At 39.4% G+C, this 24,919-nt stretch carries 20 protein-coding genes and 1 pseudogene; 12 read left to right on the top strand and 9 right to left on the bottom strand.

The window, feature by feature from the left end; all coding sequences use genetic code 11:
• Nucleotides 1–589 precede the first annotated feature (589 nt).
• The 12 genes from Q0Z70_RS06915 (at nt 590) to Q0Z70_RS06860 (ending at nt 16,181) form a co-directional block, all read left to right on the top strand.
• Entirely contained in the window at nt 590–1,408 is an 819-nt protein-coding gene (locus tag Q0Z70_RS06915; RefSeq protein ID WP_298073369.1) for a hypothetical protein, read from the top strand.
• A gap of 660 nt (nt 1,409–2,068) precedes the next feature.
• Nucleotides 2,069–2,674: a DUF6088 family protein gene (locus tag Q0Z70_RS06910; protein ID WP_298073368.1), complete on the top strand. Its 606-nt coding sequence runs from the start codon at nt 2,069–2,071 to the stop codon at nt 2,672–2,674.
• A complete protein-coding gene (locus Q0Z70_RS06905) occupies nt 2,667–3,674 on the top strand; it encodes a nucleotidyl transferase AbiEii/AbiGii toxin family protein (protein ID WP_007219209.1) in 1,008 nt (335 codons plus the stop codon). The genes Q0Z70_RS06910 and Q0Z70_RS06905 overlap by 8 nt, the downstream gene beginning before the upstream one ends.
• Before the next feature lie 13 nt (nt 3,675–3,687).
• Nucleotides 3,688–4,533, top strand: a complete 846-nt coding sequence (locus Q0Z70_RS06900) for a DUF4007 family protein (RefSeq protein ID WP_007841917.1) — start codon at nt 3,688–3,690, stop codon at nt 4,531–4,533.
• Nucleotides 4,523–7,732, top strand: a complete 3,210-nt coding sequence (locus Q0Z70_RS06895) for an ATP-binding protein (RefSeq protein WP_004323945.1) — start codon at nt 4,523–4,525, stop codon at nt 7,730–7,732. Before Q0Z70_RS06900 ends, Q0Z70_RS06895 begins: the two co-directional genes overlap by 11 nt.
• Complete coding sequence (locus Q0Z70_RS06890; RefSeq protein WP_025018537.1) at nt 7,729–8,835, top strand: hypothetical protein; 1,107 nt, start codon at nt 7,729–7,731, stop codon at nt 8,833–8,835. The genes Q0Z70_RS06895 and Q0Z70_RS06890 overlap by 4 nt, the downstream gene beginning before the upstream one ends.
• A gap of 13 nt (nt 8,836–8,848) precedes the next feature.
• Entirely contained in the window at nt 8,849–9,934 is a 1,086-nt protein-coding gene (locus Q0Z70_RS06885) for a DUF262 domain-containing protein (protein WP_004323943.1), read from the top strand.
• Nucleotides 9,935–9,936: 2 nt separating this feature from the next.
• Nucleotides 9,937–10,914, top strand: a complete 978-nt coding sequence (locus tag Q0Z70_RS06880; protein WP_032848600.1) for a protein kinase family protein — start codon at nt 9,937–9,939, stop codon at nt 10,912–10,914.
• Nucleotides 10,908–13,193 carry a DEAD/DEAH box helicase family protein gene (locus Q0Z70_RS06875; RefSeq protein ID WP_004323941.1) on the top strand — a complete coding sequence of 762 codons (2,286 nt, stop codon included), beginning with the start codon at nt 10,908–10,910 and terminating at the stop codon, nt 13,191–13,193. The genes Q0Z70_RS06880 and Q0Z70_RS06875 overlap by 7 nt, the downstream gene beginning before the upstream one ends.
• A gap of 13 nt (nt 13,194–13,206) precedes the next feature.
• Nucleotides 13,207–13,428, top strand: a complete 222-nt coding sequence (locus Q0Z70_RS06870; RefSeq protein WP_004323940.1) for a hypothetical protein — start codon at nt 13,207–13,209, stop codon at nt 13,426–13,428.
• Nucleotides 13,425–15,593 (top strand): AAA family ATPase, encoded by a 2,169-nt coding sequence (locus Q0Z70_RS06865; RefSeq protein ID WP_004323939.1) that lies wholly within the window; start codon nt 13,425–13,427, stop codon nt 15,591–15,593. Before Q0Z70_RS06870 ends, Q0Z70_RS06865 begins: the two co-directional genes overlap by 4 nt.
• Nucleotides 15,594–15,596: 3 nt before the next feature.
• Entirely contained in the window at nt 15,597–16,181 is a 585-nt protein-coding gene (locus tag Q0Z70_RS06860; RefSeq protein ID WP_004323938.1) for a hypothetical protein, read from the top strand.
• Between the two features lie 183 nt (nt 16,182–16,364).
• Here Q0Z70_RS06860 and Q0Z70_RS06855 read toward each other — a convergent pair whose 3' ends face one another.
• From Q0Z70_RS06855 to Q0Z70_RS06815, 9 genes and pseudogenes are all read right to left on the bottom strand, one after another.
• Entirely contained in the window at nt 16,365–16,907 is a 543-nt protein-coding gene (locus Q0Z70_RS06855; protein WP_007219214.1) for a hypothetical protein, read from the bottom strand.
• A gap of 24 nt (nt 16,908–16,931) precedes the next feature.
• On the bottom strand, nt 16,932–18,122 hold the full coding sequence (locus tag Q0Z70_RS06850; RefSeq protein WP_004323936.1) for a relaxase/mobilization nuclease domain-containing protein: 1,191 nt from the start codon (nt 18,120–18,122) through the stop codon (nt 16,932–16,934).
• 15 nt (nt 18,123–18,137) lie between these two features.
• Nucleotides 18,138–18,512: a hypothetical protein gene (locus Q0Z70_RS06845; protein WP_298073367.1), complete on the bottom strand. Its 375-nt coding sequence runs from the start codon at nt 18,510–18,512 to the stop codon at nt 18,138–18,140.
• A gap of 172 nt (nt 18,513–18,684) precedes the next feature.
• Nucleotides 18,685–19,212: pseudogene (locus Q0Z70_RS06840) on the bottom strand (hypothetical protein).
• 50 nt (nt 19,213–19,262) lie between these two features.
• Nucleotides 19,263–19,610 carry a hypothetical protein gene (locus Q0Z70_RS06835; RefSeq protein ID WP_004323933.1) on the bottom strand — a complete coding sequence of 116 codons (348 nt, stop codon included), beginning with the start codon at nt 19,608–19,610 and terminating at the stop codon, nt 19,263–19,265.
• A 136-nt stretch (nt 19,611–19,746) separates the two neighbouring features.
• Nucleotides 19,747–21,132 (bottom strand): virulence-associated E family protein, encoded by a 1,386-nt coding sequence (locus Q0Z70_RS06830; protein ID WP_025081635.1) that lies wholly within the window; start codon nt 21,130–21,132, stop codon nt 19,747–19,749.
• Nucleotide 21,133: 1 nt separating this feature from the next.
• Nucleotides 21,134–21,454: a DUF3853 family protein gene (locus tag Q0Z70_RS06825; protein ID WP_004323931.1), complete on the bottom strand. Its 321-nt coding sequence runs from the start codon at nt 21,452–21,454 to the stop codon at nt 21,134–21,136.
• A gap of 179 nt (nt 21,455–21,633) precedes the next feature.
• Complete coding sequence (locus Q0Z70_RS06820; RefSeq protein WP_298073366.1) at nt 21,634–22,878, bottom strand: DUF6043 family protein; 1,245 nt, start codon at nt 22,876–22,878, stop codon at nt 21,634–21,636.
• Nucleotides 22,879–22,891: 13 nt separating this feature from the next.
• Nucleotides 22,892–24,391 carry a tyrosine-type recombinase/integrase gene (locus tag Q0Z70_RS06815; RefSeq protein WP_298073365.1) on the bottom strand — a complete coding sequence of 500 codons (1,500 nt, stop codon included), beginning with the start codon at nt 24,389–24,391 and terminating at the stop codon, nt 22,892–22,894.
• Nucleotides 24,392–24,919 lie beyond the last annotated feature (528 nt).

Genomic DNA, 24,919 nt, shown 5'->3' with positions numbered 1-24,919 from the left:
CTTGGCGCTGGCCGTTCCCCGACCGATGGGTTCTCTACTGAGAAATAATGCGTGACACAGTTTATTTTACACTACCAACGTAGGAAGGCGTTATCGCCAATAGGATGTCTGGATTCTACTACAAACACCATCCATGGAGTGGTTGACATCGCCTTGATGCAGTCATGTTTTGAGGAAGGAGAAGTTCGTTCATTCGTTCAAGACTATGGAATGGTCATTGTGGATGAGTGTCACCACGTTTCTTCTGTCACATTGGAAAAGGTACTAAAATCCGTTAAGGCTCAATACGTGCATGGCTAACGGCAACTCCAATCCGCAAGGATGGTCAGCAGCCAATAATCTTCATGCAATGTGGCCCGATACGTTTCTCTGCTGATACAAAGAGCCAAATCCAGAAACAATCGTTCCGTAGGTATCTCATTCCACGATTCACATCTTATCGAGCATAACAGATGCCAAACAATCTTTTACGGCTATTCAGCAAAACCTTATAATTGATGAAGTCCGCAATAATCTTATTGTTGACGATGTCCGTAAAACTGTAGAAACAGGCAGAACACCATTAGTTCTGACAAGCGTCAAGCAGCATGTGGATGTCCTGGCAGATATGCTTAAACCATCTGCAAAACATATTATTCAGTTGACAGGATCGGGTACAGCCAAGGAAAAACGCATAGCATTGCAACAACTTCAGGAAGTTCCTGATGATGAACCTCTGATAATAGTTGCGACAGGGCAATACATGGGTGAAGGTTTCGATTGCCCTCGCCTTGACACATTATTCCTTGCCTTGCCAATCTCATGGAAAGGACGATTGAAACAATATGCAGGTCGTCTTCATCGCGAAAACGAAGGAAAGAAGGATGTGCGTATTTATGACTACATTGATATTCACGAGCCTGTATGCGACAGTATGTATCATAAGCGCCTGAGAGGGTATGCCGCCATTGGGTATCAAACCATTCAGTTGGGTCAACCAACACTATTTGGGGAGATTAGTGATTTTCCTGCAACTTCCGAGGAAAGTCAGATCTTCAATGGAATGGGCTTTTTCAGACCATTGGCAAAAGATATTGCCAATGCTAAACAATCAGTCTTCATAACCTCGCCAAGATTATATCGAGTTACAAGCAACAAACTTGTTTCCTTGCTGAAAGAACAAAGTGCCAATGGCATTGAAGTAGCAATTATAACCTCGACTAATGACGAACAGGTTGATTCTCTTGTGTCGTTAGCCTTCCATGTGACCAGCAAACCAGACTTGAGACTTTGCACTGTAATCATAGATAAGTCTGTCGTTTGGTATGGGAGTATAAATGCTCTAGGTTTCAACACAGAGAAGGACAACATAATCAAGCTAAAGGATGGAAAATTAGCAGATGAGGTGCTTGGCATGGTGTTAAATTGAATACGCATCGTAATGATTGGTTATATGAATGTTGGTCAGAATGTTGGTCAGAAAGACGACGTTTACAGATCATTTACAGAAACCTTCCAAAAATAGACAGAAAAGAACGATGACTTGTGTTTATGTATCCTCCTTGTATTACACCGTGTATCATGGCTTCATCATAGAGAAAAAGGGTGTATTCAGTATTATCGTTTGATAATTGAAATGTCATTTAATCACTAATCATTTCACGAAATATCAAAAGGTTACGGGAGATGAGTTTTGTCTCGAAAAGGTCACTTAAAGGTCACTAACAAAAGAAAAAGGCACCTACAAATCTTGTAAGTGCTTGATTTCTAATGTGGACCAGCCAGGGCTTGAACCTGGGACCTCCAGATTATGAGAACGATAAGATGATATTCTGCGATAGCTTGTTATCGCAATTTTTATTGAAATTCAACCAGTTACGTATTTCTCTATTTCCTATGGAACTCACTAAATCCCCCTAACTGAAACCGTTTGTTTACGCATTGTTTACGCAGAATTAGGGAGTGAATGTTGCCATCAAATCCATTTGACTATAGCATCTCAGCATGTAATGTTAATTAATACCTCATATTTTACCCAAGCCTTGGAGTTGTCGCAAATAATTTATAATTTTGCGACAAACAGAACGTGATGACAAGCATAGAAGAGAATATTTTGACAGCTATTAAAGCCAAAGGAAGAGGAAGCATCTTCTTTCCTTCTGATTTTACGTCATACGGTGAAGTAAAGGCTATTGGCAAAAGTCTTGAACGACTGACTGCAAAAGGTGATATCATCCGTTTGGCAAGAGGTATATATTTATATCCTGAGATTGATACGGTCTTGGGACTTGGCATATTGATGCCATCCATAGAACAGATTGCTGAGATGATAGCCCGCAGGGATAAGGCACGTATTGTGCCGACTGGTATTTATGCGCTGAACAAATTGGGTATATCTACTCAAGTGCCTATGAATATTGTTTATCTGACAGACGGTGCACCACGCAAGGTAAGCCTTGGAAATGGTCGTTCGATACAGTTCAAATACACGACTCCCAAGAATCTTTCATTCACAAATTCACTTGCAATGCTGGTTACGTTTGCCCTAAAAGAAGTAGGGAAAGATAATATAACCGACGATATAGCCAAGCAAATTAAGAATGTGCTTCAGAAAGAGCAAAAAGAGAACGTGCTGGCAGATGAGGCACTTATGCCAGCATGGATAAGAACCTTTACAAGACAAGCGTATGAATAATTATTTCCAACTATCCAAGGAACAACAGCAAATGGTGTTTACCCAAACAGCCAATAAAACAGGCTTGCCTGTACAAGCTGTAGAAAAGGACTTATGGGTAACGGCAGTATTACAAATGGTATTCTCATTACCTATAGCAGACCATCTTGTATTCAAGGGCGGAACATCTCTTAGTAAGGTATGGAAAGTGATACGACGTTTTTCCGAAGACATAGACTTGGCCATTGACCCGTCCATTTGGGGATTTGAGGGAGATTTGACGAAAAAGCAAATCAAACGGCTACGTAAGGCTTCTTCCATCTTTGTGCGTGACGAACTTTGCCAGTCATTACAAAGGGCGGTTACTGAAACAGGTATGGAGAAATGGCTGTTAGTGGAAGCTGACCCTGACGGTGAAGGTGATGGGACATACCCGGAGCCAAGAGTGATACACATTCGTTACAGGTCTCTTTTCGATGAAGATTTACCTTATTTGCATTCAGAGGTAAAACTGGAGGTTGGTGCTCGTTCCTTGCTCGAACCCACAGCAGAAGCAACGGTAACAAGCATTGTAGAAGACGCATTACCTATTAGCACGATAGTTAAGCAGGTTGTGATACCCACAGCCTTGGCAGAGAAAACATTCTTAGAAAAGGCATTTTTGTTGCATGAACTTTTTTCATCTCAAACTTCAAGAGAAGCCAATCGCAAATCCCGCCATCTGTATGACTTGGCACAAATGATGAGCACTGACATTGCGACACGGGCGATTGCCAACGATGAACTTTGGAATACAATCCACCATCATCGTGAATTATTCACAAGCATGAGTGGGGTGGATTATACTCCCGACATTCGCAAACGCATAAGGTTGCTACCTCCCGATGATGTTATGGACGATTGGTACAACGATTACAAGGACATGCAATCGTCTATGATATATGGAGAGAAACCATCGTTCGAAGAATTGATAGAAAAAATGAGAGAATTAGAAAATCTATTTCATAATACTAAACACTAAAAATATTGATAAAATGAGATATTGTTTTTCTGGTCACGAATCATTTCCTTGTAAGTCTATGTGGCTAAAGAAAGGATATGATTATTTGGTTGACCGTAATAGATTTACAGACCCTGATGCTGTCGTAAAACTCGGTGTCGGCAAAAACATGGTTCAATCAATTAGATTTTGGCTGAGGGCATTTGGTCTTTTGAATGATGACGAGGCAACGGAGATTGCTCATTATCTCTTTGATGATAGAGATGGAAGAGATCCTTATGCCGAAGATAACGCCACCCTATGGATTCTTCACTATATGTTAGTAGTGACAGCGGTTTCAAGTATTTATCGTCTGTTTTTTGTTGACTTGCAACGTGAGAAGAAAGAGTTTGATAAAGAACAAGTTCTTTCATTTATCAAAAGAAAGTGCAATGTACCTGAACAAAAAAACGTGTTTAATGAAAATACTGTAAAGAAGGACATAAGAGTGCTTTTGCAGAACTATCTTGCACCGACAAGTCCGAAAGGATACGAAGAATATGCGAGTATTTTGTTAGAATTAGGTCTTCTCCGTGAGAACGAAGGAAAGTATTCATTCAATGAAATTTCTATAGAGCAAGTTAATCCTTTGATTATTCTATTTGCATTGGTTCATATAGCCGGAGAGGACAAAACAGTTTCTTTTGATAAGTTACAAGAACTATCATTGATATTCTGCATTCCCACTTCTTCTTTCTTGATGGTAGTACGCTCGCTAAGTGAACAATACCCCAAAGAAATTAGCTACACAGATAATAGCGGAATTAGAAATGTACAATTTCTCCAGAAATTAAATATACTTGAAGTGCTGAATAGATATTATAACAACGATGAAATTTAATTTATCTATAAACATAAGCCAAGGCGTGAGCGATAATTTCAATTACATCGTTACGCCCAATGCACAAAAGGTGTATGGCAATATAGTCGATAGCTTCCAATCAGGAATTCACTCATTCTTGATAATTGGAACATACGGAACAGGAAAATCTAGTTTCCTAATGGCTTTAGAACAAGACCTACTCAACAATAAATCAAAATTGGTATCGGAAAGAAGCGTTTTTGCAGATGCCAAGAGTTTTGAGTTTATGAATATCGTAGGAGACTATTCATCTCTTTCGACGTTGTTATCAAAGGAGCTGTCAATTGCTCCTTCCGATGATAGCAAAAACGTTTTTAGTACACTGACAAGGTATTTGATAAAATTAAAGGATCAGAATAAATTCTTGTTTATTTTCATTGATGAATTTGGCAAGATACTTGAACATGCAGCCAACAATAATCCAGAAAAAGAACTATATTTTTTACAGACATTAGCAGAGTTTGTTAATGTTTCATCTCGAAATGTAATACTTATTACCACACTTCACCAAAATTTTGGATCCTATGCTCACAAACTTACAGAAACTCAAAGAAATGAGTGGTTAAAGGTAAAGGGGCGTTTTAAAGAATTGGTTTTCGCAGAGCCAGTAGAACAACTATTGTTTTTGGCAGCCGAAAGTCTAACCAAATCAAAGACAATGACAGATAATGCCAAAGAGAATTTCCTTGAAATATTTTCGTTGGCAAAGAAAAATAAAATCATATCAGAGTCGCTGACAGTCAGAACGTCTAAGATGCTATATCCATTGGATGCGGTAGCTGCTTCATGCTTGACACTGGCTATTCAACGGTATGGGCAGAATGAGAGAACACTATTTTCTTTCTTGCATGACACTGCATCCAACTCAATAAACAGTTTTCTCCCAAATGACACAACGACTTATAACTTGGCTGTTGTCTATGATTATGTCATATATAACTTCTACACAGCTTTGGCGGAAACAAATCTTGACTCTACCAACTGGCGTGCTATTCGTGTTGCCATAGAACGAGTAGAAAGCGGAATCATTAATAAGAACAACATCGATGATGCACTTAAAATTGTTAAGTCTATCGGTTTGCTTAACTTGTTCTATAATGGTGTGGTCGTTGATTTAGCATTCTTGGAGACTTACGCTTTAAAGGCATTGGGCATAAAGAATCCAAGAGGTATTATTGAGAAATTGACCGCGAACAAGATTATTCGTTTTGCTGCATATAAATCTCAATTCATTTTATTTGAGGGTACAGATATAAATATTGAAGATGAACTATATAAGGCAGCCACAATTGTACCTGTACCAAAGTTGGTCGCAGCAGAAATTGCTCCTTATGTAAAGAAAACCGTTGTCGTAGCATCTGCCTCATACTATAGGACTGGAACTCCTCGTTATTTCCAGTATGTAGTTTCTAATGAACCATATGATGTAGAACCAACAGGTGACGATGATGGCTTTATAAACCTGATTTTCCCTTTAGAGGATATTAAAGATTGCATATTGAAGTTGTCTGCGAGTTCAGGCAAAGCCATAGTCTATGCCTACTTTAATGATACAGAAAAAATTGTCAGACACCTATATGAAATAAAGAAGCTGCAATATCTCCTTGATAATGTGGTGTTGGAAGACCGAATCGCAAAAGGAGAGATACTTAAGCAACAGTCCTTTGAGGCGCAATTACTTAATGAAGCTATTAATAGTTGCGTTGAAATGCCCAATGGTCAGGTTGAATGGTTTTTCAATGGAGAACAACAGATAATAAAGAGTCGAAAAGATTTCAATAAACTTCTGTCTACTGTTTGCGATGTAGTATATAATGAAACACCTATCATCAGAAATGAATTATTTAACAAGCAGAAAATAAGCTCGGCAATTTCTTTGGCAAGAGTGAACCTGTTAGATGCAATGATTGAGCATTGGCAAGAAGAAGATTTTGGATTTTCTCCAACCCAATATCCGCCTGAGCGTACTATATACAATACATTGTTTAAGAGTTCCGGAATCCATCGCCAAAACGAAGATGGATTGTGGATCTTAGGAGAGCCAATTACTCCAAATCTTCAATCGCTATGGACTGTTTGCTCTGATTTTTTAGCAAAAAGTACAGAGAAAGCCTTTAAACTGTCAGATTTAGTAAAGACATTAAAAATGCGTCCATACAAATTGAAACAAGGTGTCATAGACTTCTGGTTGCCCATCTTTTTATTTGTAAGGCAACAGGAGTTTGCGCTTTATAATGGCGAAACATTTGTTCTGAATATTAATAAAGAATTGTTTGAGCTATTGCAGAAACGCTTGAATGACTTTACGATAAAAGCTTTTGATGTTAACGGTATCAAATTGGAGTTATTCAATAAATACAGAGAATTCCTGAATAAAGAGCGTGGAGAAACCATAACATCCAATTCTCTTATGGATACAATCCGCCCATTCTTCAACTTTTATAACGGCTTGAACAAATATGCCAAGACTACTCGTAAATTTGATTACGATGTGACCGCAAAATTTAGAGATGTTTTAGCAACAGCAAAAGACCCATGCAAAGCATTTCTTGAAGATATACCAGCAGCTTTGGGCTACAATGATTTTCATAATGAAGAATTTGCTGCTCAGTATTTGCAGCTTATCAAAACCGCTGTTCACGAATTGGTTATCTGTTATGATTTGTTTATAGATCGTATTGAAGATGCTGTGGTAGGATATTTAGGACTGCCTCACGACTATATAAAATATAAAGAGATTTTGGTTCAGCGTTATTCAAGTATAAACAAAGGATTGTTAACAACTAAATCTAAATCATTTTTGGATAGAGTCCTTGCTCCATCTGATAATAAGCGTGAGTTTTATGAGAAAATAGGTTTGGTGGTATTCGACCGTAAAATAGAATCTATAGAAGATAAAGAAGAAGCTTTGTTTTTATCGAATCTTACACACTTGTTTGGAGAACTAGAACGATATACAGCGTTCAATGAAGTTAATAATGAAACTGACGAAGTGGCATTTAACTTTGAATTGGCGACTAGCAAAGGTGATTTCAAATCAAGTAGGACTTATCGTCTTCCTAAAGTAAAACTTGCAGAAGTTGCAGAAATTGAAAATAGGATACAAACACTATTATCTGGTAACGATGAGCTAGATGTTTGTATATTGCTCAAAATGTTGAACGAAAAATTGCGATAAATATGGTACGACACATATTGGGTATATCAGGAGGCAAAGACAGTGCAGCATTAGCCATTTACCTCAAGAACAAATATCCACAAATGAAATTGGAGTATTATAATACTGATACAGGCTGTGAACTGGCAGAGACAGAACTATTGATAAGTCGTCTTGAAACATACCTTGGTGGTATAACGATGTTGAGAGCCGCTGCTGGTAGTCCAGAGCCAACACCATTTGAACATTTTTTAAAAGCGTCTGGTAACTACTTACCTTCGCCTCAAGCTCGTTGGTGCACTCAGAAAATGAAATTAGCCGAAATGGAGAAGTTTGTGGGAGATGCACCTACAATTTCCTATGTTGGTATTCGTGGAGATGAAGACCGGGAAGGGTATGTTTCCACTAAACCTAACATTCAAGCTATATTCCCTTTTCGCAAGAATATTTGGAGTGTGGATGTTGTAAACAAGGTACTTAGCAACAATAACATTGCTCAACTCTTAGAAATATATACTTCATTGTGTGATGAAGAAACTTTGAGCGAAGCGAAGAAGATTATTGAGAAGCCTCTCACAAAAGATTTCTATTATAGTAAAAAGACCAATTCGCTACTAGATTTGGATACAAAACTATTTAATAAAGCTGTATTTAAGTTCCTCAAAACTACGGATTATCCTGTAGGTAAACTTGACGATTTCCCATTAGTTGATAATGACGATATTCTCGTGAGGGATGACATATTCCGAATCCTTGAAGAAAGTGGTGTCGGTATACCTGATTACTACAAACCCATTAAGTTTGAAGTTGACGGAAAGATTGGTACGTACAATCGTAGTCGTTCTGGTTGCTATTTCTGCTTTTTCCAACAAAAAATAGAATGGATATGGCTTTACGAGCAACATCCTGACCTCTATCAAAAAGCAATGGATTTTGAGAAAGGTGGTTATACTTGGAATCAAAATGAGAGTTTGGCAGACCTTATCAAGCCAGAGCGTATCCGTCAAATTAAATTGGATGCTATCAAGAAACAAGAGGCTAAGCGTCAAGCAGGCTCATGCCGATTAGCAGACAATATTGGTGATGTTGATGAAGATAACTTTTGTGCGAATTGTTTTATATAAAAAATGTAATAATATGAAGTATTCTAATTTAGAGTGGACTATTGGTGAACTGATAAATTTAATAGAATCTCAAAAAATCAACCTCCGTCCTCCTTACCAACGAAACTTTATTTGGTCCTCAAAGGATCAGAAATTGTTAATTGACTCTATTCGCAAAGGTTATCCTTTACCCAACTTCTTTATTCTGAAAAATAAGGATAATACATTTGAAATGGTTGATGGTCAGCAACGTGCTATTACAATATATAAGTTTATAAAGAATGAATTTCGTGATTCTTCGAAACGTTACTATAAAGATTACAATGAGAACACATTTATGAACTATAGGATAAATGTTGTTCTGTTGGAGGAGTTCAATGGTAGTACAGAAACGAAGGAAGAGTTCTTTTATTTAGTTAATAAAAGAGGAGTGCAGTTAAATCCTTCTGAAGTAAATCATGCGTATTATCATGATACAGATTTCATGCATCTTGTCAATAGAATGTCCGAATATCAACCCTTAATAGACTTGGATATTTTTACTGATAAGACTGTAATGAGAATGAATGATCGAAGTCTCGTAGAAGAATTAGCAGCATATCTGATAAAAGGTATTACAGATAAAAGAAATGCTGTAGAAGAATTGTTTGAGAGCAAAATAAAATCAGATGTATCAGAATTGAAATTCACACGTTTTTGCAATATTATTGATAGGGTAAATGCTATTCAAGACATAAAGCCAATCAACGAAACAAGATACAAACAGCGTAATGATTTTTATACACTATTTTGTTTTATAGATAAACATATCGATGATTCTATTATCGTATTGAAAGAGCAATATAAAATTCTATTGTATATAAGTGATAATGGTATTATTTATCCATCAAATGACGACTACGAGTTGTTCAAAGAATATGCTATTAATTGTGTAAGTCAATCTAATTCAAAGCGAGCTAGGGAGAAAAGGCTGCTATTCTTTGAGAATATGCTCGCAAATGAGTCAAATACACCGAGCGAGGAACAAATACAGTTAATGGATTTTGCCCAAAATGAACTTGAGGAAAATCTTTCTACTAAAAAATACGACAAGTATTTACTTGTAAATTGTATAAAGTAATTATGACTATGATAGTAAATACACCATTTATCTATGATCGCAATTGTATTCGTATATACGAAGAAATCACTAATAATGCAATTACGATTGATGGTATTGACTATTTTGTTGATTCTATCAGCCCAGGATACAAGAATAGCAAAGGTGCCAATTCTTATGTATTCGCTTTATATCAAGCACAAAATTATATAGACGATGGTAGTTCTGTTCCTGATAGAGTTATTAAGATCTCTAATAAAAGAGATAATAATAATTCAGTATCTGAAGGCAATAAACGTTTCTATAGAGAGATTGAAGCTTTAATTGAATGTAAAAAACGCCATATTCATAATGTAGTTACAATTGCTTCTTTTGGTCAATTGTCTTGCAAAGTAAAAAAAGAAGGCGGCAAGGGTCCTACATATCTGTTCCCTTTCTACACAATGGATTATGCTTCTGGAGATTTAAAAAACTATTTAGAGAATAATGATATTCCATTTGGGAATAGAATAGATTTATGCCTACAAATAGCTAATGGTCTGAAAGAATTGAAAGATATAGGATATTATCATAGAGATCTAAAACCTGATAATATACTCATGTTTGATGATACATGGAAGATTGGTGATCTTGGGCTTATAGCATTTCGTGATAAAGACAACATATATGATAAGAAAAATGATTTTATTGGTCCTAAAGGATGGCTTTCACCAGAAGCTATGAATAAGTATCTTCAGTCAGATAATAATAAATACAAATTTGACTGTAATATAGATCACCAGTCAGATGTCTTTCAATTAGGAAAGGTCTTTTGGTATATACTTCAAGGAAATGCACCTATTGGAAACATTCGCCGATCTGATTTCTTTGATGGGCATGATGACATATATAGTGTATTGAAATATATGCTCAATCATTCTAAAAAGAAACGACCTATATCTATTGATTATGTGATTAATGAGTTAAGTCGCATCATGCAGAAATATAAATTTGTATGTTGAAAACTGATGTAATATGGCCGGACAGTAGGCGTTTCATGTCGCGAACAGAGTGGGAGCCACTAGGCTTCTTCTCTGAGGCATTGTGTAACGCTACAACATTCGATATTAAACTGGGATTCTTCTCATCATCAGCGATCAATGTGTTAGCTGATGGTTTTGCCGCATTTCTTTATAACGGTGGTAGAATGAGGTTGATTATCAACGATGTTTTGTCCGAGGAAGATCGCAATGCTATTGTGGTTGGTGAATCGGAAGTAAACACACCGTACTTTGACCTTAATGCAATAGACTGTATATCATATACTCTTTCTAAGCGTGATAAACATTTTTTTGAGTGCTTGTCTTGGCTTATCAAAAATGAGCGTATTGAAATAAAGATTATTACACCCAAGGTTGGTAATGGTATAGCACACTCTAAATGTGGTATGTTCTCTGACGGTATTAGTAAAGTGGCATTTGATGGTTCATGTAACTTCTCAAGAATGGCTCTTGTAGAAAACATTGAGAGCATCAATGCATTTTGTGATTGGGATGGAGAGCGAGACAAGAACCGTATTAACGATATTGTCAACGATTTCAATCGTACATTCTCTGGTGAAGATGATACGGTCAAGTATCTTAAAGCTGACCAAATTATCACGCATATCACAAAGACCTATAAACATAAGGATATAAAGGAGCTTCTAGAAGATGAACAACGTATTCTTTATAGTAGGACAGAGAATAGCACGTCGGATTCAATCCGCAGGATTTTAGAACGTGCAAAAGCCAAAGTCACAGTAATAGTTGATACCTTGAATAAAGGGAAAGAGAATATTAAAGAAGAGCGGTCTGTACCACTATCTCCTCAATTTCCATTTCCTGAACCAAGGCCATATCAAAAAGAGGCTTTCAATAACTGGAAGGCATCACAAAAGGGATTATTTGCAATGGCTACTGGTACAGGAAAGACTTTGACCTCACTGAACTGCTTATTGCAGATTTACAATAAATTTAAGTTCTATCAAGCTTTGATACTTGTGCCTACGATTACCCTTGTTGAACAGTGGGAGGATGAATGTAAACGATTCAATTTTAGCCACATTATCAAAGTGAGTTCTAAAAACCAAGGATGGAGATCAGAGATTGATGACATAAAACTAAAAGAGAGTCTTGCCGAGAGCGATGAATCATCTTTGTCGTTTATTATCATTACCACGTATGCATCTTTCTCAAGAGAATCTACATTTAAGCAGCTCATGTCATTGAGTAAGAAAATACAGCGACAGATGTTATTAATTGCAGATGAAGCTCACAATATTGGTGCACCAAATATCATGTCAAAGTTAGATAGGGTGAAGATTCTACGCCGTATTGGTTTATCTGCCACCCCCGAACGTCAATTTGACGATAAAGGAAACAAGGCTGTTATGCAATTCTTTGGGTGCGATGCCCAATATACATTTGAGTATTCTATGAAGGAAGCTATCGACAATGGATTTCTTTGTCGATATAGATACTTTCCACATGTTGTACGCTTGAATGAGGATGAAATGGCTGAATACAAGAAGATTTCTTTGCAGCTTGCCAAGTTCTATAATATAGATGAAGGTTCTTTCTCTGGTGTGGATGATATTCTAATGCGCCTATTACTCAAACGTAAGAGAATCATTCATAAAGCCCAGAATAAGGAAGAAGTATTCCGACAAATCGTAAGGCAACGCTTTGAAGAACGCGGAAGTCTCAAATATACACTTGTTTATGTTCCTGAGGGTATGCAACTTGACAGTTCCACTCAATATGCTACAACCGACAATCCAACTGATGATATGGATGTAGATAAGTTGATTGACAAATACACTCAAATTGTTCAAGAAGTTAGTCCAACAACTACGGTAAAGAAGTTCATATCTGGTATTCAGAACAGAGACGAAGTGCTGAGTAAATTTTCTACTGGTGATATCGAAGTGCTTACGTCCATGAAATGTTTGGATGAAGGGGTTGATGTTCCAAGAAGCGAACTTGCAATTTTCTGTGCAAGTACAGGAAATCCAAGACAATTTATCCAGCGTCGTGGTCGTATATTGAGAAAACATCCCGATAAGCATATCGCAATCATCCATGACCTTGTAGTAGCACCAGAATTTGATTCAACAGAGGAAAATTACAACATGGAACGTAACTTGCTAAAAGGAGAATTGCAAAGGGTCAAAGACTTTGCTAGATTATCCGAAAATCCAGCCTTTGCATACACTGAATTAGAAGAAATAACAAATTATTATAACCTGTCAATATTCTAACAAAATGGCATCAATGACAAACAACGAAAAGATACTTCAGGCTGTACTACTTGATGATAAGCTGATGGAGTTTGGTGGTTACACTGCGGAAGACATTGGCAATATATACCAAGCAATAGACTCCGACAATTGTGTTATCAGTGCAGTTGCACAAATTATTAGTCGTACAAATGAAGGAGCTACAGAAAGAGAACTTTGGAAAGAGATTAACGATTATCTAAAACGTAACGTATGAGAATCAAATCAATCGATATCAAAAACTTCAGAAGCTATTATGGTGAGAATAACCATTTTGAGTTTTCTGATGGCCTCACGCTAATTCTTGGTGACAACGGAGATGGTAAAACCACCTTTTTTGAGGCCTTGGAATGGCTATTTGACACAACATCAGAGCGTGCCAACCTTTCCAACGTTTCGGAAATGAGAAAGTCTAAGCTGGAAATTGGCGAACATGACGAGGTTTATGTGGCAATGACTTTTGACCATGATGGAGAGAAGATGGTTGAAAAATCTTTTTCAATCGTAAAGACAGGTCATGATACCTATAGTGTAAGTAATGCTTCTTATCATGGGTACGAGACTAATGGAATTGAACGTGAGTCTGTGGATGGCAAGCAGTTGATAACACGATGCTATGATTCTTTCATTCGTAGATTTAGTATGTTCAAAGGTGAATCTGATCTAAGCGTATTCGATAACGCAGCCTCCTTGAAGACATTGGTCGACAAATTCTCTGATATTCATAAGTTTGATGGGCTTGTTGCTAATACAGACTCATTTGAGCAAAAGGCAAATAAGGCTTTGTTACAAGAGATGAAATCTGATGACAAGATTTCAAAAGAGACAAAATCTCTTGAATTGCAAATGACGCGTCTAAGTGGCGAAATCCAACAAAATAAAGAGGATATCAAGGACAAGAAAGATGCAATCGCCACTTTCTCATCTAATCTCAACAAACTTGAACAAAACCAAGAGACTTCAGAAAAATATCGTGATATCCAAGAACGCCTTAAAACTAAGACTTCAAAGAAAACTCAGCTCATGGCAACAATCAAGAAGAAAGACTACAATCATTGTCTTCTTGACGAATATTGGATATTAGCACCATTTGGAGATGTCCTAACGGAATTTAAACAAAAGTGTGCTGCTCTTAGTAAAGAAAGACGTGTTCAAGAGAAGAATTTCGACAAGCAACAAGCCGCTGCCAAAGCAAAACTTGAGACTATCAAGGAAATTCAAGGTGCATTGGTAAATGGTGCAACAGAACTCCCATGGTATTTGCCTAACCAAGAAACTATGGAAGATATGATAAATGACCACATCTGTAAAGTATGTGGTCGTGAAGCTTCTGAGGGATCTGATGCATATAACTTTATGGTTCATCGTCTCGAAGAATACCGTGCGCATGTTGAAGCCAAGTGTAAGCGTGACGCTGCAATAAAATCCATTGATGAAGAATCTTTATTTAAAAATGACTATATTACCGAATTACATTCACTCAGTATTTCACTCAGCGGTCCCGAAGAATCTAAAATTTTCGGCATATCAGGAGAAATTGACGACTGGCTAAATCTTGTCGCATTGCGAAAAAATGAGTTGAAAGACGTTGAAGAGGATATTCAGGATTTGCAAGACGAAAAGGCTCGTATCCTTATTCAAGCTGGTAATGTTTCTGAGAGCCTCCTTGAGAGTCAGTTCAATGATATTAAGGGCTGGTATGAACAGAAAGAACGAGCATCCGTCAGACTGAGTCAGTTGGAAGATGAATTGGAGAACAATATATCAAAAATGGACGAGTTGAAGGAACAGATGAATAATCTTAATCCTGCAAATTCTCAGGTTAAAATTCTAAAGAAAGTTCACAAGGTTCTAGAGGAAATAAACAAGGCCTTTTTCCGTGCACAAAAGGATAATTTGCGAAGATTCCTCACAGAGTTGGAGAAAAGAGCTAATGAATATTTAGATAAACTTAGTGCAAATGACTTCCATGGAACAGTGCGCTTAGTGCAGACTGCTAACGATTCAACAGAGATTCATCTCTATAGCTCCAATGGCACAGAAATCACCAATCCTTCTGGCTCTCAGAAAACAGTGATGTATATCTCTGTTCTCTTTGCTATTTCTGATTTTACTCAAGAAAAGAGGGATGAGGATTATCCTTTGTTTTTTGATGCAGCGACATCGTCATTTGGCGATTCAAAGGAAAGTGATTTCTATAACGTCATTGATAAGATTGACAAACAGTGCATAATTGTGACCAAGGATTTTATCACTCGTGGTAAAGTTCGTGAAGAAGATATAAACAAGCTGACTTGTTCAGTTTACCGTATAAAAAAGGTGGATGGCTTCGATCAGACTAATATGGCGACTATACGTACGATAATCAATAAAATCAAATAGACAATGGAATCATTATATGAATCATGGGCTAAACGTAATCCCTCTTGGGAACGACGTTACCAATCGACTGTCGTAGATGTATTCTGCGATTATGGAAAAGGTGTGAGTAGCTTCTTGGAAGCTCGTGGTAAAATTTTTGGAGCAGGTTATGAGATTTTCATTATCGCGTTCTTTATCGGATTATATCACAATAGGACAAAGCCATTGATTGAAGACAGAGACAAGAAGAAAGTATTCGGTCAAGCTATCCAATATTGGGGAAATATTGAGAATCGTATCGGCAGAACCTCATATGGGAATATACGTCGCTATATTTTTGCTGCATTAATTGCAAGAACTGATATTGACTTCATTGCATTAGACAAAGGTGAAATTACATTGAGAACTGTAGTTGATAAGATGATGGAGAAAATGGAAGAGTATGCCAACTATGGCTTTGATTACATTGAAGACAAGTTGGCCAACGATCCAAACTATTATTTTAGTGACGTTGCGTTCTTAACGGAAATAACCAATATGCTGGTGGCTTCCAAAACAACAGAAAGTGATAATGACCTTGATGATGAACTGCCAGAATCTCTTGATTAATAAAGTCTAATAAAGAGAACGAAAACAGAACTATATCATGATGCCGTGTTGATGAAATAATATCAGGCTGGGTTCAATACCCAGCCTGTACACATAGGATAAGGCTCAGGATTACCTGTCAACTATCCTCTAAATAATCCATGACACATTCAGGTAGCAGTCTGTTACATTGCACATGATGTTTCATGTAACACAATATGCAACCAGCACTAATGTCACTGTGTAAACGAACAAAAATATCCCCAAGACTTTCATCCAAAAGTCAGAGAACCAAATACCCTCGTTCCGTCTGAGGATTTTGCGCATATTGAACTCATGCTCAGTTAGCATCTTTGCCTGTTTGGAACAATGATTTTCCAACATGGTCTTCCATGTCTCGATAGCTTTATCTAAAAGTTGTTGAAGCTGAGCAAGATGCTCAGATTTTATAGTAGCCTTGAACTGTGTGTTTCGTTCTGCTTTTACAATCGCATTGCAAATGCCGTTGATGATATTGTCGGAACTATCAATAGCAGCCTTTAATGCCACTGTGACATCATCCTCTGCTTTGATAACATTCTGAAGGTCTTGCTGGATTTTCAATAAAGTCTCTTTCGCCTCACGTATTTCTACAAGTAGCTTGTCGACATCTTGTTTCTCTGCCTCTATTTCATGGCTTATTTCAGCCGACTTAAGCATATCATCAACGTTTATTGATGGAGTGATGTTTGATTTTCTAATTCCCATGATTCTTGCTTTTTAATGGTTCATTTATCTGTGAAGTCCTTTTCTGCGTTTACACATGCTGTTTGCCATTCTTGCACAACGACGCGCCCATTCAAGTTCATCCTCGTCCTTATCTCTTCCCCAACCTCCTGTATCAGAGCCACCACCACTTGATGTCGCCATACTTGTAGCAGCATCCAAATATCCTGCAAAGAGCAAAAGAGCCGTGTGCTGTATTTCTTCCAGTTTAGCTAATGGATGTGCTTCCTCCAAAGAACAATTCTGTCGGATGATATTGTCTGCCGCTTCGGGTATCTCCACATGGTAACTGTGATATTCGTCTGTCGCTATATTGTAGTGCTTTATCACAGGCTGTGAAATAGGAGTAATATCTGCTGTCCGTGTTTGTTGGGAAATAGGTTTTGTCGGTTCGGACTTCCTCTCCTGCGGATGGAGTTTCGCCCAAGTAGCCTCTATCTTTGATGGGGTAAGGCTTCGTCCTATACCTAGCACCGATGATTTATAAATGGAGTTGCCGCGTTTGATGGAATAACCGTAAACACCGCCACTTTCTTTCTCTTGCAAATGTACTTTGTAGCCCCGTTTTGTCAGTTCTGCTTCATACTGTTTCCAACTGAATTTGTCCATCTTGCGAAGTATCTCCATACAACAGACTGAGATTTCTTGCCTATGCCGTATGCCTATTTCTTCAGATTGCATCCAGCCGCGTCTTTCGTTGATGATATTCGCAGCCATGACAGCCCTCTCACCAATCTTATGGCTGTCGTTTATTCTGCCTTCCATGTCCACACGGTTGGCATCAATGTGCAGATGGAGAATGCCACTTTTGGAATCACGATGCAGGGCGGCTATGTATTGCGAACCTTTGAGGTTAGTCTGCTTTGAGGAAGCCCGTTTGGTCTTGCCGGAGAGGTCAATGGAATCAAACACACGGATGAACTCATTTGACAAACTTGCCCAATCATTCATTGTCCATCCTCGGCTTTCTTCTTCGGATGGGGAAATCTCAATTCTTATTACATTCCTGCCAAGCGGTCTGCCCTTGTTGATATTCTCGGCAAACTTTCTCTGTACGAGCATCATCCGTCCGTACATTGCTTCCGGTGAGATATTATCGGGCAAGAGATTGGCTTTGACTATATCTGCTTTCTCCTTGTTGACGGAATATCTTATGGCATTTGCGCCATGCGATATGGTGGAGGCTTTTGCTATCATAATAGGTGAGGGAATTTATTCAGTAAGGTAATTTTCTATCTGGCTCCAGCGATTGATAAGCTGAGTAGCAGCTCTCATCCATTGCTCCACAAACCGGGTATCGCTGAAATAGATTGCCCGTTTATCCGCTTGAATGGATTTCACAGCTGCCGCAATACGGATAAGGTCACCCCTTGCATCCGTCAGGCTGCACAGAGCTTCCACTTCACGGTTAGTCAACCGTTGCCGTGGGTGTTGCCCCAAAGCAGTACGCCGTATATAACCGCTCATAGACAAACCACAGGTCTTAGCAAGTTCCGCCACTTGGGTGTATTCTTGTTCCGTTACTCTGGCTTCAAGCCGCAGGATGCGCCTTGTGATTTTCTTGTCTGTATTCTTTTTTTTCTTCATACTCTGTTATGCTATGAGTAAAACATCAATTAAAAAGGGACAGCACGGTGGGAGCTTGCGACTGCCGGCATATGCCTATGTGGTACGAATAAGCGGAGCGAATTTGTGCGACATAGGAACTTCTTGCAATACTATATACAACAACTTCGGACACATAGCTTCCCCGATATGGTTATGCCATATTATCTGTCGGAATACCCTCATCAGATTCTTCCTCTGCCGCAGGCTGTGGAGGAACTGAAACAGAAGGGAAAGAAGAAAGGGAAAGCAGTTCGCCTTCTTCTGGTATAACAGGCACATTCTCTCTTTCATCTTGTCAGTCTTTCAGCCGGACATAGAAAGGATTGTCTATGCGGTTGCCCTCTTGCATCCATGCTGATATACATTTCAGCGTGTGGACGCTTGTTCGGTTACTCTGCGTGGTTGCGACAATTCCCAACTGGTTCATCTTGTCAAGCACACGGGATATGGTCTTTTTGTCATAGCCCAACTTGCTGGACAAATCCACCTCAGAAAGGATGGCTTGCCCCACTTGCAAGGTCGTGGAAAAACCTTTGATGGCATACTTTGTTTCTTTCAATACAGCCGCTTCAATAAGTCGGTGCAAAATCTTCATGCGGTCAATGCCGTACTTGCTTCCTGCCAAATACGAAAGTTGCTCTGACGAAAGCACGATACAATAATTCAAGTTTGTTTTCATCGTCTGTCTGTTTGAAGGTGTTTTATAAATGGTGCAGCCAAAAGAGAAAATCAACGGTGCATTCCGCAACCTCTCTCCGGCATATAATACTCCCTATCGTATGCGATATGGTCAAGCACGTTTTGCAGCCTGTCAAGTTGTCGGCTGTCCAATATGCGGATAGCGGCAATGGTGATATTCTGTGAGGCGATACGGCGGTGTTCGCAATTCTTTTCTGACATACTACCGTCTCCATCAGCATGTACACTGTGCAGGTAGTCGTTCACAGCTTCGGTCTGTTCTTTGCTCGGATATGCCGCAGGGCAACGGTCTTGAATATACTCTACCATGTGGCTGACCGCATTTGCAAGTAGCGGAGCACATTCTTGCAGTTGTTTGATAAGTTCTTCCTTTCTCATGCTTTCAATTATTTTGTCCCATGTCCCAAAGCATATCCTGTAACTTTCTCTTTTCTCTGTTTTTTTGTTTTTATTCTTTTTCAAAGGAAAGAGGGACAAAGGGACATGATATTTTTCTTTTCCCTTATTTTGAAATTTAGAATGGTAAATCCGGTTCACTTGGTAATGTGGTACAGGCTTTTTCACTAGGTGTACCCACTCTCACCCACGGGTGTTTTGTCCGCCCCGTCTTGTCGCAATAGGCAGGATGCAAGCCCTTGACCTTCTCCTGAGTGCTCCGTTTCCAGTTTGGAATCATTGACATCAGGCGGTTGATATATAGCGAAGTGTATTTGGACGGATTGCGTCTGACCAAATCATTAGGCATTTCCTCGATAATCTGCCGGGCGCAAACCATGTTGAGTGAAGTCATTGTTGAGTTTGGCTCTGAGTATGCCCCTTTTTGATAAGCCAGTCGGGTAGGAATGGTCCAACTTGCATACTGCATGGGTACCTCACGCTCCAAGAACATCTCCAAATCTTCCATGATGGGGTCAACAAGGATGCTGGAATGTTGCACCTGTATCTCGTTGGCTTTAAATTCCATGTCTGTTGTCAAGTAAAGTTTCATCCCTTGCCGATAATAGGCGTATGCTTCTGCCCAAAGTTGGGGAACAGCGCATTGTAGAGTATCCAGCCATTCGGATACATGACCATTGCCTTTGACTGGAATTATCCACCAGCGGCGGTTTCCATTGTCTCCTTGCAGGAAGTTTGTCTCATTGGTAGTAGCCGCAAAGACATTATGTCGCATAAACTCCACCACTTTATGTCCGTAGGCAGGACGCATATAGTCGCTGCAACGGCTCAGAAAAGCCTTGGCTGCCTCTGCATCATTCGCCCGTTTCAAACCATTCAACTCACTGATTTCAATAATCCAGCCATTGGTTATGGTTTCTACTTTCTCCTTATCGCCACTGGCGAAAGAGAACGAGTCGTTAAACCACTTTCCACTGATGGTCTTGAAAAAGGTGCTTTTCCCGATACCCTGCGGACCGGGCAAGGTCAGTACGTTGTCAAACTTGCAACCGGGACAGAATACACGTGCCACAGCCGCCACAAACCACAGTTTTGTCTGTTCCCTGACAAGCGGATTGTTCTCAGCTCCGAGATAATCTATGATGGTTGTAGCTATACGAGGCTGTCCGTCCCATGTCTCTTGCGTGATGAATTCCTGTACAGGATTAAAACTTCGTTCTGAAGAAGTGGTCTTCAGTATCTCAAAGACTTTATTCTGTGTCAGACGCAGTCTATATGTCCTTTCCAAATAGTCTTGTATCTTTCCTGCTGATTCCTCATCAACCTTATTCCCATTAACATTTCGGAACAAAGGGCTGAAACATACATCGTCTTGACAAAAGGTATCGTACTTTATCAACCTCAAATTTTCGTCCGATGTAAAAATGAGTCTAAGGTTACTGATGGAACGGACAGGATTCCCGTAGCTGTCTGTTGTCAGCTGCTGTTTCCAAATTCCATCCATACTACTGCTCTTTAATACGGATTCCACCTGATTCCTTTGCCAAAGACAGCGCAAGGTCTGCGTCCACCACAATCTTTCGTCCTATCTGTGTGATAGCCTTGTCTATGATGCCGCTCTTTTTGATGCGGTTGGCAGTGGGGACACTACATCCGAAAATACGGGCAATCCCCTCTATCCCATAGTAATTGCCTTTGGATGCTGTTTGGATAGTGGGCTTTTCGCTGGCTTCCACACTCTTGGTGATAAGAAAACAAAGTTCTTCGCCCGTCATCATGGCGATGGGCTTCTGAAGTAGCTGGTTGAGATTGAAGTTTTCTTCCATGTCTTTACTTGTTTGATTATTGAATAATTTAAGCCTCGGTTCAACTCTGTGAAACCGATTTCACAAGCAAAGGTGGTGTATGAAACTCTGCGTATCGGTCGGTTTATTTACACTTTAATTTTACCGACCGTATTTCAACAGATGTTTGCGGACAAAATACGGATAGCTGGATTTTCCAACTACCCGTTATTGATAAAATACTCCGACCATCGGTCTATTATTCGTTTTGCCTTGGTATAACTGCTTCCTCTCTGAGGCGAGTTCAAAGTCATATCCTTGATTTCACCATATCGTTTCTGTGGTATATCGTGTCCGTAATGTCGTTGGGAGAACTGCTCTATGGCACGATGGAATGTCATGTATCTTATAGAGGCTTTCACCATTCCTGCTTTTACCAATGCTTTCAACAGGTAGGCAAGGCTTATGTCCTCAGTGTTCTCTTCAAGAAAAAGACGGATTCCCTGCTTGATATGCACCTTATCTCCTGTAAGAATATCATCCAGTGATTGTACTACCTTTCGATTTCCCCGTCTGCCTTTTACTTTTCGCAAGGCAAACATCACTTCTTTCCATATTTCTGGATTACAGGTTTCCACAGCATCTTCCCATCCGGCTTTGCTTTCAGTCCCCATTTCGATGCTTTGAGTTACAAGAGCAGCAACGCATGATTTAATCAAAATCATGTCGCCATTATCAACCTCACCACTGTTCAACAGGCAGTCAAGTAACTTGGCCATACGTGAAAGACCATGGTCAAATACCACGAAATAATACATACAATAAGCCAATGTTTCTTTCTTTTCCATCACATAATCATACAGATTAGCCATTAGCCCACCAACAAAAACAGCATGAGAAAGGATAATGATTCGTAAGATGTACGTCAGGGATTGGTACACCATCTTTCTTTCCAGTTTGCTCATCAGATAGCATCCTTTACTATTCCTTATGAGTACATCCAACTGTCCTGTCAAATAGGCTCTCGTTTCCTGTGGCAGACGGTTCCAAATTTCAATAGGTGTTTCAGAACGAACCATCAGTAGTTCTGACTTTGGAGATGTGAGTAACTCTACTGTGCCCGTTTTTACATTGATACCTATCCACAGCCGTTTGTTAGTGATACATTGGGCTATAATATCTGTATATCTACCAGCCCACTGTTGATCGGCTATATTCTGTACATCTTTGCCATTCATGAAATCAGAAAGCCAGTTATACAGCATTAAGGCTTCGGACGGTGTACAATCCCGCATCATCTGGTATATATCCATCAAAACAGATAAGTTCCCCTTGCCTACAGCGTCCATGCGTTTACAGAAATCGGCATACGACTCTTCATGAGCTGATTTCCATGCATGAATAGCCATATCTGCGTGATCTTTCCTCTTGAAGTAGTCACTTATTTTCTCTATGAAATTTATCATCTTCAAAGTCGTATTATCGTGTAAACAATTTGGCCAATTCTTCCGTGGACATACTTGCCAGTTTCGCCAACAACACATCCCTTGCAGAAGATTCTTCCAAGTTTAACAGCTTTGAGTTATTCTCCATCTGAATTTCCAGAGGGTAATGTTCAATGTATATTTGGGTGATTGCATGGTCGGAAGATGAATGCCCCATACTTTCAGAGATATAATCCATATCTACCCCTGCATTATGCAGGTTGGTGGCAAACGAGTGACGACACCATGTACCGGACGGACGGATGGACTTGTCCCAGTGCAGTGCTTCATGGCATATCTTGATGATGCGGTCTTTTACATTTGAGTTTTCTTGCATGGTGTATTTACGGCGCAGTTCTTCTGTTTCCGCACCTTTTAATATATGGGGAAAAACCAGACCGCCCCGAGTCGGAGGTGCCGCCACTTCGTCTAACACATATTGTAAAGGAGGGATGATGGGAACTATTACCTCGGAACCGTCAGCACTTCTTCGGGAAGTTTTCTTTCGGTTGAAGCGAAAAGCCTTGCCATCTGTCTGATAATAGTAATTATCGTAAGTCAATCGTCCGGCATCAGCCATATTGAAGCCATTGCACAGGTACTGGGCAAGGAAAAGTCCCAATGAATAATGTGCGCGTTTCACATAGTCTTCCGACCAGTGTTCGGGGTATTTCTTCGAGACAAAAAGATTGTAGAGTTCCGTCATCTGACTAACGTTCAAGAAACTCTGTTTGCGCTTCGCACTCTTGGGTATGCTTACAAGCCCCTTCTCCTTCTTATTAGAGAAAGGGTAAGGAACATCTTTAAGGAAGCCCTCGTGTATGCACCGATTCCATACAGCACGGCAACAGCGCAGATAGATTCCTGCCGTAGTATCGCTGATTTTTCCAATGATTGCCCCATTTTCATCTTTCACTCCATTGTGCATCCCCTCTTTCCATTTCTGGATTTCTGCGGCACTGATACAGAATCCCTTGACCACATCTGTTCCGAGTATCTTTCTGAATGATTTGAGAGAACACTCATAACTCTCTGCCGTGGTGAAACGTGCTCCTCCGTCTTCTGTACGCAATTCGTGAATGATTTGCTCCCATATACTAATAAAGGATTGTGATTGGGTTGTGTCCTCTTTGAATAGCACCACTTCTTCACCCATGATACATTGACGTACCATTTCAAATGTCAGGATGCCGCCTTTGTTCAGATTCATCAAGATTTCTTTGTACTTGGGGACAATGGTATCTTTCCACTCCTTCTGAAGTTTGTAGTTCTCGCTTTTACATTTCGTCGCATTGCAGATGTCCGAGAACTTTTTCTCAGTAAAAGAGCTTCCAACTGCAAAGTAGAAGAACTTGCGGTCTATCGTGAAGCGTAGGGATAAAGGGAACTCATACGCATTTTTCCTACGGGTACGTGAATCCAACACGATAGAGACAGAACAGTTACGCTCTTTGAAAAGAGACAATGACTTGGTTAATTTTTCCACTGCATTCATTGTTTATGTTCAACATAACCTCTGAATACAGCCGCTTTGCAATGTGAGGCGTACATATACAAAACGCTGCATATAACCACAGAGTCCCTATCCTTTGACAGATAAAAACATTGTCGTTATATGCAGCGGTGCAATCTTGTTGTTTTCTGTCGCTGACTGGTAACCGGGCTTCTGCTAATCGGTCTCAACCCCTGAAGTAACTCTCACGTATTGTTTGAAATAGAGTATTCTCCGACTAATACTCCCTCTACGCTTCGATTCATCGGAATGGGATGACCCTCCCACGAAGGTTAGACAAACCCACTTTTCTTTATTAGGAAAGAGCACCTCTTGGTCATGGCTCGCCATAAATGCATTGCATTTGCAAAGTTATAACATTATTCTGTAAATCAATATACAAATGGAGTATATTTGAGTTTATTTAATCGTAAAGTGTCGTCACACTAACAAAACTTCGGGTAAAGATATTACAGGATTGCATGGGCATCATCGAAACTCTATATGTAAATACGTTCAACTCACAAACAG

The sequence above is a fragment of the uncultured Bacteroides sp. genome (genome assembly GCF_947632445.1).
Classification (GTDB): Bacteria; Bacteroidota; Bacteroidia; order Bacteroidales; family Bacteroidaceae; genus Bacteroides.
Note: the sequence above shows the minus strand (reverse complement) of the source record. Positions and strands in the feature narration are given on the sequence as shown.